Annotated in this window: 16 protein-coding genes; 5 read left to right on the forward strand and 11 right to left on the reverse strand. The window is 41.2% G+C overall.

All coding sequences use genetic code 11. The features are described 5' to 3' along the window. Window positions 1–231: 231 nt before the first annotated feature. The 10 genes from NOS7524_RS05065 to cobU form a co-directional block, all read right to left on the reverse strand. Window positions 232–909: a response regulator gene (locus NOS7524_RS05065; protein ID WP_015137397.1), complete on the reverse strand. Its 678-nt coding sequence runs from the start codon at window positions 907–909 to the stop codon at window positions 232–234. 144 nt (window positions 910–1,053) lie between these two features. Further along, on the reverse strand, window positions 1,054–1,713 hold the full coding sequence (locus NOS7524_RS05070; RefSeq protein WP_015137398.1) for a hypothetical protein: 660 nt from the start codon (window positions 1,711–1,713) through the stop codon (window positions 1,054–1,056). A 118-nt stretch (window positions 1,714–1,831) separates the two neighbouring features. Beyond that, on the reverse strand, window positions 1,832–3,244 hold the full coding sequence (locus NOS7524_RS05075; protein WP_015137399.1) for an HlyD family efflux transporter periplasmic adaptor subunit: 1,413 nt from the start codon (window positions 3,242–3,244) through the stop codon (window positions 1,832–1,834). Window positions 3,245–3,268: 24 nt separating this feature from the next. Next, on the reverse strand, window positions 3,269–5,419 hold the full coding sequence (locus NOS7524_RS05080; RefSeq protein WP_015137400.1) for a peptidase domain-containing ABC transporter: 2,151 nt from the start codon (window positions 5,417–5,419) through the stop codon (window positions 3,269–3,271). A gap of 122 nt (window positions 5,420–5,541) precedes the next feature. Next, window positions 5,542–5,757, reverse strand: a complete 216-nt coding sequence (locus NOS7524_RS05085) for a hypothetical protein (RefSeq protein ID WP_015137401.1) — start codon at window positions 5,755–5,757, stop codon at window positions 5,542–5,544. A gap of 35 nt (window positions 5,758–5,792) precedes the next feature. Next, window positions 5,793–6,095 carry a hypothetical protein gene (locus NOS7524_RS05090; protein WP_015137402.1) on the reverse strand — a complete coding sequence of 101 codons (303 nt, stop codon included), beginning with the start codon at window positions 6,093–6,095 and terminating at the stop codon, window positions 5,793–5,795. A 51-nt stretch (window positions 6,096–6,146) separates the two neighbouring features. Beyond that, window positions 6,147–6,371, reverse strand: a complete 225-nt coding sequence (locus NOS7524_RS05095; RefSeq protein ID WP_015137403.1) for a hypothetical protein — start codon at window positions 6,369–6,371, stop codon at window positions 6,147–6,149. A gap of 458 nt (window positions 6,372–6,829) precedes the next feature. Next, a complete protein-coding gene (locus NOS7524_RS05100; protein WP_015137404.1) occupies window positions 6,830–7,030 on the reverse strand; it encodes a hypothetical protein in 201 nt (66 codons plus the stop codon). Window positions 7,031–7,526: 496 nt separating this feature from the next. After that, window positions 7,527–7,952 (reverse strand): hypothetical protein, encoded by a 426-nt coding sequence (locus NOS7524_RS05105; protein ID WP_015137405.1) that lies wholly within the window; start codon window positions 7,950–7,952, stop codon window positions 7,527–7,529. Window positions 7,953–8,233: 281 nt separating this feature from the next. Continuing rightward, window positions 8,234–8,779: a bifunctional adenosylcobinamide kinase/adenosylcobinamide-phosphate guanylyltransferase gene (gene cobU / locus NOS7524_RS05110; protein ID WP_015137406.1), complete on the reverse strand. Its 546-nt coding sequence runs from the start codon at window positions 8,777–8,779 to the stop codon at window positions 8,234–8,236. 200 nt (window positions 8,780–8,979) lie between these two features. On the opposite strand from cobU, the gene NOS7524_RS05115 reads away from it, so the two are divergent. From NOS7524_RS05115 to hpsU, 3 genes are all read left to right on the forward strand, one after another. Beyond that, entirely contained in the window at window positions 8,980–9,777 is a 798-nt protein-coding gene (locus tag NOS7524_RS05115; protein ID WP_015137407.1) for a hypothetical protein, read from the forward strand. 99 nt (window positions 9,778–9,876) lie between these two features. Beyond that, window positions 9,877–10,827 carry a glycosyltransferase gene (locus tag NOS7524_RS05120; RefSeq protein WP_015137408.1) on the forward strand — a complete coding sequence of 317 codons (951 nt, stop codon included), beginning with the start codon at window positions 9,877–9,879 and terminating at the stop codon, window positions 10,825–10,827. A 227-nt stretch (window positions 10,828–11,054) separates the two neighbouring features. Next, window positions 11,055–11,618 (forward strand): hormogonium polysaccharide biosynthesis acetyltransferase HpsU, encoded by a 564-nt coding sequence (hpsU, locus tag NOS7524_RS05125; protein WP_015137409.1) that lies wholly within the window; start codon window positions 11,055–11,057, stop codon window positions 11,616–11,618. Window positions 11,619–11,824: 206 nt separating this feature from the next. Here the strand turns inward: hpsU and NOS7524_RS05130 are convergent, their stop codons facing one another. After that, window positions 11,825–14,935 (reverse strand): hypothetical protein, encoded by a 3,111-nt coding sequence (locus tag NOS7524_RS05130; RefSeq protein ID WP_015137410.1) that lies wholly within the window; start codon window positions 14,933–14,935, stop codon window positions 11,825–11,827. A gap of 513 nt (window positions 14,936–15,448) precedes the next feature. On the opposite strand from NOS7524_RS05130, the gene NOS7524_RS05135 reads away from it, so the two are divergent. Further along, window positions 15,449–15,652, forward strand: a complete 204-nt coding sequence (locus NOS7524_RS05135) for a chlorophyll a/b-binding protein (protein ID WP_015137411.1) — start codon at window positions 15,449–15,451, stop codon at window positions 15,650–15,652. Between the two features lie 132 nt (window positions 15,653–15,784). Next, window positions 15,785–15,997 (forward strand): chlorophyll a/b-binding protein, encoded by a 213-nt coding sequence (locus NOS7524_RS05140; protein WP_015137412.1) that lies wholly within the window; start codon window positions 15,785–15,787, stop codon window positions 15,995–15,997. The last annotated feature ends 74 nt before the right edge of the window (window positions 15,998–16,071 follow it).

The following is a 16,071-nucleotide window of genomic DNA, read 5'->3' on the forward strand; positions in this document are numbered from 1 at the left end:
GGGACTTCCAGATAAAAAAATATCAAAAATGTAGGGTGCGTCAGTGCGAGAAAACTTAGCTGTACCAAGAAATTATTCATACTGACGCACCCCACTAACCGTCAAGTCGCTTTACTCCAATTCAAAATTAAACCCTACTGGATTACTGGACTTTTCAGTATGGGGATTGAATGTTGAAATTTGTAGCGTAAGTCGTGCCGTAGGCTATTTTGAATTTCCCAAAGGGGCTGACTAATCAATTAGTCCCTCTGCCCTTGCCCGCATTTCAGTTTGTATGCGAATATTTTTACCCTCTTCTGGATATATTCCTAAAGCATCTTGCAGTTTACTCCAGTAATGGCGTACCATCCTTTCGGATATACACATTTTTTCGGCAATTGTTTTATCTTGTAAACCTTCATCAAAGGCTAAATTTAATACTTTCAACCACTCTGGTTTAATTTCTAACCCCCCATGAATGCCTTTGATATCTTTTGTATGAGTTAATCCCTGCAATGCCCAGTCAACTCTGGTTAACATTTCCTGAGTAGAAAGACTTTTATCAGCAACTGTAAAACCTCCTTTATGATTATCAATATCAGGTTTAATTCTGACTAATGTTCTGACATGGGCGCTTTGAACAACAATGTTTAAGTGGGGATAATTTTTCATGAAATTTCTCAAAAGTTGTACACCCGTATCAGGTCGTGCTGTCACTCCGGAATTTTTGGGAATCGATAGATCCATAATTACTAAATCGGGCTGCAAAATACTAACTTGATCGAGCGCATCATGGGAATTTAAAGCAGTAATTAATTCAGCATCTTCATAATGTTTTTTTAGTAAGTTTAATGTGCCACTTAAAACTGATTCATGGTCATCTATTACTAAAATCTTTAGGAGTGTGTTTGCAGATAATGTTTGTTTCATAATTAACACCCTGCCAATTAATTACACAATTATCAACTTTTTCGGATTTGAATAGTGATATTTTCTCTGATGAGATTATTGTACTGATAAAATACTTATGCAACAGCTATTTTAGTTGAGATACTAAAATTTTTAGGACAATATTTACCAACAAAAATACCAAATCACTTTACGATTGTTAGTTCGATAAAAGCATCTACCTGAAGTTAATATTTGGACAGTATCGCAAAGATAATCTAATTCTGGTAAGCTAGAGCGACAGATAAATGTAGTTACATCAGGATAGTGAATCTGTACGTTTAATTGTCCAAAATTTTTCTGTGGCTTGAGGCTAATATAAATTGTGATTGGTGTTAAGATATGTGGCAAACTAATTGTCAATAACTCATCTAAGGCTGATAAGACAATTAAACTATGCTCCGCTTGCTCATGTCGCCAAGATACTGGCAAATCAAGATGAAAATATAGATGAGGATGTGCCGCTAGCCAAGGTTCTAATAAGCACTCAATAGCCAGAGGAAAGTTATCTTGAAGTGAATCTGGAAATAAGCGGTTGCTCAATTGTACTAAAGAGTGATGAAATTGATCAATCTGTTTGAGGTAATCTTGAGTTTGGTTACTTGAGAAATTCAAATTCTCTACTGCGACTAAATCTAAGTTGCGGCGGATAGTAAAGGTTTCTTGTAATAAACCATCACGAATTTTCTCAGCTTCCAGAAAAAGCTTCATTGACTGTCTAGAAGACCACCATTGTAATGCTTGTTGAATTCTATGATAAGCAGGCAGAAATCTAACAAGGGTCATAACTTAGACATTTGAAAGTATAATTTGTGGCTAGAGGTGGGGGAGTGGGGGAAATGGGGGAGATGAGGGAGATGGGGAAGATTTTTTTACCTAGTCCTTAATCTCTAGTCTTTTTCGCCTATATATCTGTAATTAATCTTGCTTTTCTCAGGATGAATTGTAGTGCTGTTTCTTGTTGAGAAATAATGTTAGCATCGGCATTCATACCTGATTGAATGTGACATGATTTATTACCATGACCAAATGTCAGATTTTTGGGTTGAATTGTCGCTTCAAAATAACTACCATTGGGAGTGATAGCGCCTGGTGTGGCTGTACTTGTATCCTGGCGTTGGGGTGCGATCGCATCGGGAGAAATGGCACTGACTACAGCCTGGAGTGTTCCATAATCAGGGTAAGGACAAGCCGCAACTCGCAGTTGTACGTTCTGCCCAACGGCAACTTTTTTAATGTCTGCGGTGGGAATTATGGCTTTAACTACTAAAGGCGTATTTTGGGGTACAATCTCTGCAATTGGCTCACTAGCGCGTACAACTTGTCCAGGGTTGCGTAAATTTAGTTTGAGAATTACACCGTCACTGGTAGCGCGAATTACACTACTTTGGAGTTGTTTTTCTACTTGTTGTAATTCTTTGTGATATTGATTGAGTTGGGCTTGCATTTCCACTCGGCGCTGCTGGAGGGCTTGTTTTTCTTTGTTGAGTGTAGCGATGCTAGCTTCACCTCTAGCCTGTTCTTGGGCGATGCGTTCAGTAGCGATCGCAACCGTTGCTGCGCTGGGATTCACCACAGCTTTGGCTGATTGCAATTGGGCTTCGGCAATTTTCACGGCTTGTTGTTCGGCTGCTAGTAAGGATTTAGTTTGTTCTACCACCAGTTTTTTCTGTTCATATTCTCGTTTACCAATAGCACCGATTTCTGCTAATTGTTGATAGCGATCGCGATCTACTTTGGCAAAGTCTAAATCGGCTTGAGCTTTTCGCAAGCTGGCTATGGCTTTTTGTAAGCCAGCCGCCGCCGCTAGATATTCACTATCAGTAGTAATTTTTCTTTCTTGGTAATCTCGTTGGTTTCTACTTAAATCTGCTTGGGCAGATGCAATTGTCCGCTCAATTAATCGTGTTTCAGCTAGTATTTGCGTATCTAATGTACTGATTTGAGCATCAATTTGGATCAGTTGTAATCTACCTTGTTGGATATTGCTTTGTAATAGACTTTTTTTAATTTGTAATTGAGCTGTATTCAAACGCGCGATCGCATCACCCCGTTGCACAAGTTGATTTTCTGTCACCAGAACACTCTCAACAGTCCCTTCCATTTCTGGTTGTACTAGGCGCACATCACCTACAGGGCGTACAGTCGCAGCCGCTTTAACAACGACATCGTATTTAATCCAAGAAGAGAGTGCGATCGCAGTCCCAACAGTTCCTATTAGTAATAATCCTAAAAGAGATGTCCATGTACTAATAGGGGGTAAAAACTCCTCATTGGGATCTGCTGCCAGGATTTTCTGATTCTGAATATACAGCATATTTCACCACAGATTTATCAATATTTAAGGCAGGAGAAAATCTATATGCTCTCCTGTTGTTGATTGCAATTCCTCTAGAGAACCTTGCAGCTTTAACCTACCTTGCTCTAGTAACACAATCCAATCAGCCCGATTAATAACTTTAGGACGATGGCTAATTAAAATTGTAGTTTTACCTTGACGATGACGTAATAATTGATCCAAAACCTGTGTTTCACTAGCTGGATCAAGCCCACCAGTCGATTCATCCAAAATCAAAATTGGTGGTTCTGTAATTATGGCTCTGGCTATTGCTAACCGTTGACGTTGCCCACCAGAAATATTAGCTCCAAATTCCCCTAAAACTGTTTGATATTTATCAGGCAGTTTACTAATAAACTCATCAGCACCAGCGATTTGACAAGCTCTGACAATTTGCTCAAAGGTAACGAAGGGTGTACCTAAACGAAAGTTTTCGACAATCGAACGACTCCAAAAATGAGCATCTTGGGGAACTAACGCCACTTGCTGACGTAAACAATCTAAAGATAAGTCTTCTAGATTATATAAGCCAATCCGAATGTTACCAGATTGTAGAGGATACAAGCCTGCAATTAGTTTAGCTAAAGTGCTTTTACCACAACCAGATTTACCAATCAAAGCAGTAACTTTACCGCCAGGAATTGTTAAAGTAAAGTCTTCTAATAAATCAACTCGCCCAGCATAGTGGAAGTTGACATTTGTACAAATAATATCAGCATCTCCTAGTAGTTTGGCAAAAGGTTTTTTACCATCCCCTGCATTTTCTGGGGTAGTATCTATCACTTCTGTGAGACGTTGCACCGCAGTCTTTGCAGTAGTAAACTCATCAACAAAACTAATGACAGTAGAAATTAAGATGACAAAATTACCATTCATTGAGTTAAAGGCTAGTAACTGCCCAATACTCAAATTTTCGGCTGGGTTAATGACTAAATTACCACCATACCAAAGTAAAACGATACTACCGACACTAGAAATGAAATTGGAGAATGTACCATTGATAATTCCTATTTGGAGGGTGCGTAATGTCAGATTAGCTATATGACTAAAGCGAATTTGTAGTTCATCTAAAAATTGTGAATCAGAGGTAGTAGTTTTGAGTGTGAGAGCGCCTTTAAATGTTTCTACTAAAACACCTTGTGCTTCTGCATCTTTAACTAAAAGCTCACGGGTTTTTTGCTGTAAGGTTGGCTGGAATACGATTGTCGATATAGTCATAAATCCAGAAACCAGCATAGCTACACCAGTTAACTTCCAGCTATAAAAAGTCATTAACGCCAAAGAGATGACAGCAATAAAAGTTTTGCTGGGTAAGCTGATCACAACCTGAGCAACCAACTGATTAATTTGGTTGATATCTCGGAGGCGACTAACAATTTCTCCACTGCGACGAGCTTCGTAATAACTCAGAGGTAATCGGAGAATCTGCCGACAGAAATCTAAAACCAGTCCTAATTGTAAGCGTTGGGCAAAGTGAGCAATTAAGTTAGATTGTACCCACGATAAGCTACTAGAAATAATATTCATTACTACTACAGCGATCGCCATCGTTGTGAGTAGCTTAGTGTCACCACGAACTAAAACATCATCAGTTAAGATTTGCAGCAGAAAAGGAGAAGCTAAAGATAAGATTCCTAATAGTAAATTTAGCGGTAAAGCCTGGGCTAAAATAGTCCGAAAATTCCAGATACGTTTAAAGAAACGCCAAAAACCAGCAATATTATCGTCTTCTTCTTGATAAAATAATTCTGGATCTGGCTCTAGTAATAACATTAACCAATCAGTCCAACCTGCAACTAAATCTTTTGGAGATAGATAACGTATACCTACAGCCGGATCAGAAATTACACATTTTTTGCCTTTTTTACCATATAAAACTACCCAATGATTCCCTTGCCAGTGGATAATTGCTGGTAAGGGTGCTTTATCAATGTGGTTTAATAACTCTGGGGAAGTTTTAACGGTACTAGCCTTAAAACCTAATGTTTCTGCGCCTCGTTTTAGCCCTAATAAAGTTGTGCCGAATTGCCCTGTACCGACGGCTTCACGAATGCGACTGAGGGTAAAGTTGCGTCCGTAATGTTTGGCGATCGCGGCTAGGCAAGCCGCCCCACAATCTTCTTCACTATGTTGTAAAACATGAGCGTATTTCATAATTCAAACATTTATATTTGTTTATTGATTTAAAACCTTAATTAAAATAACAAAAAAATACATAAGTCAAATTGGATAGATTTAACTTATGTGCATAACATATATTGCGATGCTCAAGAAATCTATAATCGATAAGAAGAGTTATTAGAACTGAATATACGAGTTATGATATCGTTATCTCCAAAAAGTTGACGGCTAACTCTAGCGATATCATTTTCTCTTTGTGGCAGGAAAGGTAAATTTGGTTGTGTCCTATTAATCATAAATCCTCCACTAATATAAGCAGATATGTCAGCACTAACCTCTATAAAAAACATTTGTATTTCAACAGTATTCATGTTTCCTCCATCTAGCATTTCATTTGTATATTAATTCATAGCCAAGGTTCTACGTTATACATCAATTGTGTTACGAAAAGTGATGCTCCACTACTAGCTCTATGAGAGCGGAATGGTGTACTTTGTCTTCCCAAAGATGGAATAAAACTATCACTTAAAAATCCAGGTACTGCTAGTGCATTAATTAGAAATAGAAGTGCCGTAGTTTGTGTTAACTCAGGGGAAATATTAAACGCATTTGCTACTGTGATATACGCCGCAGCCGTCAGCAGTCCACCACCACTAACATCAGCAGCATCTTCAGCAGATATTTCCGTAAATAGGCTATTTTTCTCCATATGTTTGATAATGAAATAACATAATTAAATTGGCATTTATAATAATAAAAACTAATCAAAAAGACCGGGTAAAGAACCAGGTACCGACAGCACACCCATTAAAAATAACAAGCCTATATTGCGTTCTAAATCACCTGCTGGATTACCTGTCAAAGCAGTAATTACGGTAAAATAAGCAGAAGCCGTCAGAAGTTCTCTTAACCCTCCGCCACTAACAGCAGCAGCATTTTTAGCTGATATTTCTGTAAACAGGTGATTTTTTTCGATAACTTGCATAATTTTTTACTCCACTTTTCTACTTTTTGTAGAATAATTTTCGTGCAGAAACCATTGAAAATATCGAATTGCTATATGTTGTTGTTTGTAAGTCTGTAGGAAAAAACACAACTATATTAAAATCCTCTGCCTTCCTGCCTCCTGCTCCCTGCCTTATCCCAATTACAAATATTTACGCCGTTCTACTTATGTCCAAGGAAATTATTTTGAATGCGCTCAATCCGTTCATAGTAAGGGACAAATATGTAAGCTTATATGAAACGGTGAGCGCATTCTTTACCTCAGCTTATGAGAAGAAAATATTTGTTGAGGAAGTTGGTGATCTAAACTTTTATTTATCATCAGTAAAAAGGTTTCGATTTTCCTTACTACTTATATGATATTTACTAGGTTTCTAACACCAACTTGGCTCAAGATACTGAAACTGAGGAAGGAGAAAGTTAACTTACCTCATGTTATTAGAATGAGAATCCACCAGCAAGGGTGAAGAGGATGAAGGTTTGTCCGATCTCAGTTTCATCCAAATTAAAAGCGTCTAAAACTGAAGACACAGCACCAGCACTTAGAAGATTCATGATAGAACTAGTATTACCACCGTTAACATTAGCAGATTCTTCAGTAGAGATTTGGGTAAACAGGTTGTTTTCGATAAATTGCATGGTCAGTAACTCCATTAATCAGATAGTTTTGGTTGGTTTCAGCTAGTAGTTGTTTGCCGCTTGTTGGCTCCTCAACTGCTTGCTTGATAACTACAATAGCTGGGAGTAACTAGATGAGTCACTTACAATTTCTGTAAACTTAATTGCTGATTTTTGGGGACTAAACTACTCAATTCAGGTGATAGAATTTCTGAAAAATACAATCTCAAATTAGGCTGGCATTAGAATGCAAAAATGCCCCCCATAATACCAATTCATCAAAATCATGAAACAGATTTATCACAGGTGACAGGTGATAGGTGATAGGTGATAGGTGACAGGTGACAGGTGACAGGTGACAGGTTTAAAAGCCTCTGATGGTAATGGTTTTATGATTTCCTGATGTCCTAATCTCATTGGCTACAGCTATAAATCCTGAAACCCTGATAATGAACAAAAAAATACTGTGGTTTCGCGAATAGAAACCACAGTAGATGTATTGCATATTGATCAGTTATTAACTAGCTGAAGTAAGCTTTCCTAAAAGCTGATCGCGGATTAATTTCAATTGTTCTTCGTTATTAATGGGGCATCTGGGACTGGGTAACTCAGTATTAGGCCAGTTTGGCAAATCATTACATGGACAAAGTGCGGCGGGCATCCCCACATTTCGCATAGGTACTGGCATGGAACAGCGACTACAAGGCCACATTTCCCATACTGGTGTGAGTAATTCAGCAATAGTCTCTTCAGTACCTTCTAAGTAGCATTTACCTGCTGATGATGAAATTTTTTGCCAACATTCTTCAAATTCTTTGCTGTAGCGATCGCCTTGGAATATAGGTTGAGGTAGCAATTTTGTTGCCTCATTACCGATCACTACTTTCTTACCTAACTGAAACCAGTAGGAAAGATATCTTTTGACTTCTTCTGTGTTTGCCATACCTTTATACTACATTCGGTATGAGGACAATTTGGATGCTAACTGTTTAATTTTCTATTAAGAATCACACTAAAATTACAGCAATGAAGAATAATATATGTCTCTTAAAATTTCTTAAATTATCCTTCATTATTCATAATGTATAAGTAAGTCGGTGCAATAAAACCAAACTATGTGAAGAAAAGTAAATAAGGCTCAAACTCTTTCTCCCCCTGCCCCCTGCCCCCTGCCCCCTGCCCCCTGCCCCCTGCCTTATTCCAACAATAATTATTTACGCCGACCTACTTAGATTTTGGTAATGGTGTACCAAGTATGCTGAGATTGAGAACATGACCACCAGTCACTAAATAAACAGCTTCGCAAATTGTGCCTAACTGACGCACTAAAGAACCCAGGCGATCGCGGAATGTTCGCCCTAAAGGATAAGCTGGAACTATTCCCCAGCCCGTTTCTTCCGCCACAAACACCATATCAGCAGCAACTAACTGTACTGTTTCTAAAAATTCCGCCAGAGTATTTTCCCAACTGAGATCATCTTGTTCCAAAAGATTCGCTACCCAAGTCCCTAGAGAATCCACTAAAACACAAGTATCTGGTTTAGTATCAGCCAGCGTTACAGATAGGGTTACTGGTACTTCCAGCGTTATCCAATCTGGAGGACGGCGGTTTTGGTGTATTTGAATACGTTGGTGCCATTCTTGATCGTCTAGGTTATCGTTAGCTGTAGCTATATAAACTACCGTTTTCCCAGACTCTATGGCTAAACTTTCTGCCCATTCACTTTTACCAGACCTAGCAGGCCCCGTGACTAAAATGACTTTACCCAAATTTATGTCCTAAGTATGTTTGCTTGATTGATCTAAAGCAATATTTTTCACTTTGTTGATAACATTGGTGAAAGCAAATAAGTTTTATCGAGATAAAATTAGCACCAACATTGTTTATGCCAAAATGGGCGAAAGACATAAATCTTAATCACCCCATTTTTAAATATTAAACACCGAACAGTAGATTTTAGGGTATGGCTATGAAAGCAGGTGTGAAACGCATTGAAGCAACTCTACACGATTTAGGCACTCGCGATACTGTCCCTGTGGAAACAGGCGAGAGTACGAAGCAGCGTCCTGTATCCTTCAGGATTAGCGTGGCGGCTAAAGAAGAGACAGAAGCTGAAAGCAAGCCACAAGAAGAACTCAAAGAGCTATTTACAGACTCCCAGGTTGAACATCCTACTGAGCAAAATTTGTTTCCTCACCATAGTTCTGTACAAACCTTTCCCGTCCAAGAAAATGGAGGTAAGATACCCAGCCTACCAAAATTCAAAACACCCACCTTTAGCAACCATCGTCATGGTGCTAATCCCGCATTAGCCATGAACATCCTGCAAGAAATTCAGGAACACGTAGCAGGTTGGCAAAAAGAGCTACAAACAATCGTGCAACAAATCCAAGATATTTATTTAGAAGGCCCCATTGTCAATGGTTGGCTAGAATCCAATCCTTGGGATGTAGAACATGGAGGAAAAGCAACACTCCGCCATGCCGAAGTTGAACGTTTGATAGATTATGTAGAAGAAATTTGCGACCCTGATAGTAAAACACCTAACCCATCTTTACGCACTGGTTATCGCCTGTGTGGTGTAGATGCCTCTGGAAAAGTTTGGTCACGTCCATGTCCACCGAATCAGTTAGCAACAGTGAGTATGGCGATCGCTCGTTACCAAAAATTACGACAATTATTAGGACGCAAACAATACCTAGAAACTCGCCTCAGCCAACTAGCCGAGACTTTAGTAGTTTTACATAGTCACATTCAGCAAGTTTGAGGCAGGAGGCAGAGGGTTATAAGTATAAAGCAGATATTTAATCTGTCCCAATCCCCAGTCCCCAATCCCCAATCCCCACTCCCCACTCCCTAAACCACCATGTCAGACATCCTAATCTCTGCCATTATCTGTACACATAACAGGGACACCTATCTAGGTGCGGCGATTGATAGCCTGTTGACGCAAGATTTCCCAGGTGAGTTTGAAGTTGTGGTAGTGGATAATGGATCAAGCGATCGCACTTGTGAAGTGGCAAAACAAAGGGCTAGCAACTCCCGATTCAAGTATGTCTTTGAACCCACCATTGGGTTATCAGTAGCCCGCAATACAGGTGCTAAAGTGGCTAGGGCAGAAATATTGGCATATCTAGATGATGATGCCGTGGCGACTCCTCACTGGCTGCAAGTATTGTATGACGCTTATCAAACGAATACACAGCTAGCGATCGCTGGTGGTAAAGTGACTCTGTTATGGCCTGCTGGTGTTGAACCGCCAAAATGGTTATCTCCTGGTTTAGCAGGCAATTTGGGGGCATATGATTTAGGCGACAGCCTAGTTTACATCGAAACACCAGGGCTAACTCCTAGAGGCTTAAATTATTCCCTACGCCGCCGCTTTCTCGAAGACATAGGTGGTTTTGATCCTCAGCTGGGAAGAGTGGGGAAAAACCTCCTTTCCAATGAAGAACTACAAATGACGGAACTAGCACTCCAGGGTGGTTGGCAAGTCGCCTATCTTCCCCAAGCTTTAGTCGCTCACAACGTCGCCCCAGAACGCATCAACCGTGCTTGGTTTTTCAACCGAGGCTGGTGGCAAGGTATCAGCGAATGCTACCGCGAACAACTAGCTGGTAAAGCCGGTATTGCTCAGTTAAGTTTGGGTAGTGAAAGGTTGATACGTGGCTTATATAAAGCCTTGAAATATTTGAATGATCCAGCCCAAAGCTTCGATAACCTCGTTTATGCCTATGGCCAAGTAGGTTATTTAAACGCCGTTATTAAAGGTCTACTGTCCAATAACCGCGAAACAAGCAGGGGAGTAGGGGAGTAGGGGATATTGAATCAATTCAAAATTTAAAATCTAACTTTTTTTCATAAACTAACGCCGTGTGCAACTTTCTCTCAAACCTAACCCCCAACCCCTTCCCTACAAGGGAAGGGGAGCAAGAATCAAAGCCTCTCTCCTTGCAGGGGAGAGGTTTGGAGAGGGGTTTCAAAGATAAGTTGCACATCGCGTAAACTATTGCCTATTGCCTATTGCCTATTGCCTATAAACTAATGACTAATGACCAACCCTTTGTAGATTTACGCAAATATGACCAATCTTGGTTTGATAGAGGCCGGCCTGGTTGGTACATTTTATTATGGTGGTTTGTCCAGGCGATCGCTTTTCCCCTGACTCCCCATCCTTTTAATAGTCTGCGTTGCTGGCTATTGCGCTTATTTGGGGCGCATATCGGCCAAGGCGTAGTTATTCGCCCTACTGCCCGTTTTACCTACCCTTGGAAAGTCACCATTGGCGATTACTGCTGGATTGGCGACGATGTAGTTTTATACAGCTTAGATAAGATTGATATTGGTGAACACTGCGTAGTTTCTCAAAAAAGTTATCTATGTACTGGTAGCCATGATATTTATGACCCTGCTTTTGGCTTGAAAACAGCCAGTATTACCATTGGTAACGGCGTATGGTTAGCGGCGGATTGTTTTGTCGGGCCAGGAGTACAAATTGGTGCTAATGCCGTAATTGGCGCACGTAGTACCGTTTTTACTGGTATGCCAGCAGGACAAGTCTGTTGGGGTAGTCCTTGTCGTCCTCAATATCCCAGGTTGAAAGAATAGGGGATTGGGGATTGGGGATTGGGGATTGGGGATTGGGGAAGTAGGGGGAGCAGGGGAGAAAAACTAATCACTATTGCCTATTGCCTATTGCCCATTGCCTATTGCCTATTGCCTACTTCAACGATAAGACTTTTTCAGCAAGTCGTGAATATAAAAAAGCCTCCCATATCAGGAGGCTTGAAATTAAGCGGAGACAACTTGTTAACCTACACCAGAACTACAGCGATCGCTCCTCCTAATGCAGAGAACAGGGCGGAAACTATCGCTGTGGCAAACAACCACCAAGCGGCTGAAGCGGCGGCTTTGCGGGTTTCTTCCGCTTGCCGTTGGGCTTGATACTTCATTTCTTCTAGGCGGTGTTGTGCTTGCTGTTGTAGGCGTTCGGCACGTTGCAAGACGGTGTTACGTGCGCGTTCAATTTGGTCAACGATCCGGTTGGCATCTGCCTCAGAGATATCCTCACGGGAACTCATAATGGCTACCAGAGTATCACGGTTGAAGGATGAGAGGCGATCGCGTAGAGCATCAAACCCTGCCTGTGGGTCTTCAAACAATGTCCGCACATCATGTTTAATGCCGTCATAGTTCAACTCTGGACGTTCTAAGGAGTTGAGATAGTGGCGAATCCGCTCAAAAATCCCGTCAATCACATCTTGGATGCGGCGTTGTATACCCCGCACTTGTTCGACAAATTGATCCCGAACTGAGATCATGTTATCGGCGATTCTGGCGGCTTCTTGATCACTAATATCTTCCCGAATCTTTAGCAGGGCAATGATTGTAGCACGGTCAAAATGTGCAAGGCGATCGCTAAAACTTTCCATCCCTACCCTAGGATCGTGCAGTAGTAGTTGCACATCGCGCTTGATCCCTTCTGGGTTCAATTCTTCTTTACCAGTTTGTCGCAGATATTCTTCCAAATAAGCTTGGAAAGTTTCTACTCTTTGCTGGGTACGGGTAGCTAGGCGACGCGGGGCGCGGACAATGTTACGAATGGATGTTTGTACAGAGTCAATTACTTGGTTGACTTGTTCTTCGCTCAAATCTTGGCGTTGACTGAGCAATTTCACCAAGGTATCCCGGTCAATTTGAGACAATCGCCGCCGCAGCACCACAATTCCCTGTTGGGGATTTTCAAACAGTCTATTTAAATCCCTTTGAATTCCTTCGGGGTTGAGTTCTTCTTTGCCTGTTCCCCGTAAGTAATCTGCAATTGTTGCAGTTACAGAGTCATATTGCTCCTTGGCTTTATCTGCTAAAGCTTGTGGTGTATGGCGGATGCTGTGCCAAGATTCTTCTACTGTGTGGAGAATTTGATCAGCCTGTTCTGGGGTTAAATCTTGCCGTTGACTGAGCAATTTCACCAAAGTATCCCGGTCAAAGCGAGACAATCGCGCCCGAATTGCAGTCATTCCGGCTTGGGGGTCTTCCAATAGCCGTTTCAAGTCCGCCCGGATGGCATCAGGGTTTAACTCGGCTTTGCCTGTGTTTCGGAGATATGACTCGACATTCAACCACAGGGTTTCAGCTTGATATCTAGCTTGATCAGCTAAGTTTTTCGATTCTACTAAGGCGCGATCGCGTTGTTTTTCTAATTCATCTACAATGGCACCAGCTTCGTATGGCTGAATATCATTGCGTTCTAACAATATATCCAACATTGCTTGACGCTCAACTATCACCAGTCGCCGGGACATGGTTTCATAATCTGCGTCTGGATCTGCCAGTATGGATTTAAAATCCCGTTCAATACCTTCTGGGGTTAAATCACCCTTAGCTGTCACTAGCAAATAACTTTCTACCCGCCGTTGTAAGTCTTGGTCTATCTCTCTTTCTTCTTCCGCAGTCACTAACAAAAGCACTTCCTGACGCACTGCTTCTAATCGGTCGGCGATGTGCTGAATTTGGGCTTGGGTGAGTAGTCCTCGGTTTTGCAGGATATTCACAAAATCACTGCGGGAAATTCGCTCTAGTTCCCGTCGCACTGTACCAGGATCGGCGGCTGGATCGTAGATCACATCCCGAAATTCTTGGGCAATTCTTTCCTCACTCAATTGCCAAGCATAGGTATTAAGTAGGTAGTTTTCCATATCAGCCCGAATCGGACTGTAAGGTTGGGATGGTATGGGTAATCCTAATTTATCTGCTTGTGCTGTGGCTTTATCTTTAGCTGTGGTTAGGGCTTGCCAAATTTTCTCTACGTCTAAATCTGATAAATCAGTCCGTCCCAAAACAATCCCAGTTAAGGCGGATAGCCCTTGCTGGAGTGTACTCTGAATTGGCCCTGGAGCTGCTTTTTGCTCAGTCTCTTTAGTAGTACCTATTTGTGCCATCAACCGATCTAATTTGGCGTTGAGTTCATCGGTTTTGGTTTGTCCGGGTGGCAGTAACTTGAGATAACTAACCAACTCTCCTAAGTTGTCTTGCATGGGTTGTGTTTTACCCATAGTTTGTTGCCAAACACTATATAGTGTGTCAGCTATGCGATTGACATCTCGCCTAGAAAGGTCGGTGCGGCTGCTAACTAAATCCACAAACTTTTGGCGATCGATATGACGCAGGTCAGGACTACCAGCAATTTCTCTGACTCTAGGATCACTCAGTAAGCTTTCAAATTCACCGCGAATATTAGATATATCTAGTTCTGGTGGACGCAGCTTTTCAATATAATCTTCTATGTTTTCCCGGATACTAATGGGGTCGATGGCGCTACCTAATTCCCGACGCACGGCAGAGGCGGCGGCTTCGGCTGTGGCTACTACCTGCTGATTCACGGCTTTAGCACCCAAAGCGGCGGTAGCTGTCCCCATAATTGCTTGGAAGCCGGAGGTGGCTGAGTGGACTACCGAGCCAATTAAGGAACCTACCGTAGTAGAACTCACCCAAACCAGTAACAAAAAGTATGCGCCCCAAATTACTAAACCGAGAATTGCTCCCAGTCTGGGATCTAAAACTAAGAGGCTCAATTTTACTGCCAGAAAACAGGCAATTAATAAGGCGATCGTGACGGTGACTAATGTCCAGATGCCAGCCGCCGTCCCGATTTTACGAATCGTGCCACCGAAACTTCCTCCTTCTCCCATTCCTGAATCAGACGGACGACCTAGGTAGGAAATCCCTGCGGCGACGGAGAGATTGGTTAATACTAACTGGAAAGCAAAAGCTAGGATGACACCAGACAGTAAAGCCACAAAAAAACGCGGCCCAGAAGTAATAACCGATGCTTGCGCTGGTGAAACTGGGGGAGCAAGTGGAACTTGTGCCACCCACAATAGAGGTTTGTCAAGTGCCAGTATGATTTCCGTACTTTGAAACATTGTATTTCCTTGTGCTAGTCATTTTAAACTTTGAGGTACTAAGAATTTTGTGAGCAGCAACTGTACTTTGGCTATGTATCTATGGCAATAACTCAATGTTCTTACTTTTAGAATCCTGGAATTCAAGCTATAAAATCATCTCTCCTAAGTTTGAAACTATATCCTACGGCAGATAGAATTTTTAATTTTAAACAGCAGTGTTTCAATTTGAATTTGCAAAACTTAGGTGGTGTAATGCTTATGAAGTGAGGATTGATAGATTTTATTTTTAATTATGAGCCTGTGAATATTTGATTTTCTTAAATTGTATTGTTAGCTCTGGATTATTGCAGCGAGTTTACATTTATTTACAATTAGCCTTTTTATCACCTCCTCAAGATGGATTTGACGATACCAAAAGGTTTTCGGTAATCGTCCCTAAGAAGTGCCTAGAGATTGTATCTATTGACAGAAAGCAAGTTAGTAAACAATAGCTAAAGTTAAGTTAAGTAACGAATTATTTAGGACAAAAAAATGGAAACTCGCTCTTCCACTGATCTACCAACCATCGCTACAGAATATAACGGCCGCGATCGCAATGCTTTTCTGTTTGGTTGGACTCCTCAAACAGAAATCTGGAATGGTCGTTTTGCCATGATTGGTTTTCTAGCATATTTACTGTGGGATTTAGCAGGCTATAGCGTTCTACGCGATGTATTACATCTAATTGGATACTAGAATTTTGCTTTTTTCAGTCAACTAATCACGGGAGAATAGCCCACACCCAGGGTAGGAAAATTTCTCTTCCTAGTCCCCAATCCCCACTCCCCAGTCCCTATTTTCAAACTAGATTAATATTAGGAGAAACCAATGGAAACTCGTGAAACTCGTTCTTCTACAGACTTACCATCTGTTGCTAATGCTTACAATGGCATAGATCGCAACGCTTTTATCTTTGGCTGGAACCCACAAGCCGAACTCTGGAATGGTCGCTTGGCAATGATTGGTTTTCTGGCATACTTACTGTGGGATTTAGCAGGCTATAGTGTCCTGCGTGATGTACTCCACTTCATCGGCTATTAAGCTGAAATTTGGTTGATTTGTGAGAGTAATTAACTCTCATAAATCAAATTTCCTTTTTGCCCCTGCAAAATATA

Origin of the sequence: Nostoc sp. PCC 7524 (assembly GCF_000316645.1) — a bacterium.
Taxonomy (GTDB): domain Bacteria; phylum Cyanobacteriota; class Cyanobacteriia; order Cyanobacteriales; family Nostocaceae; genus Trichormus.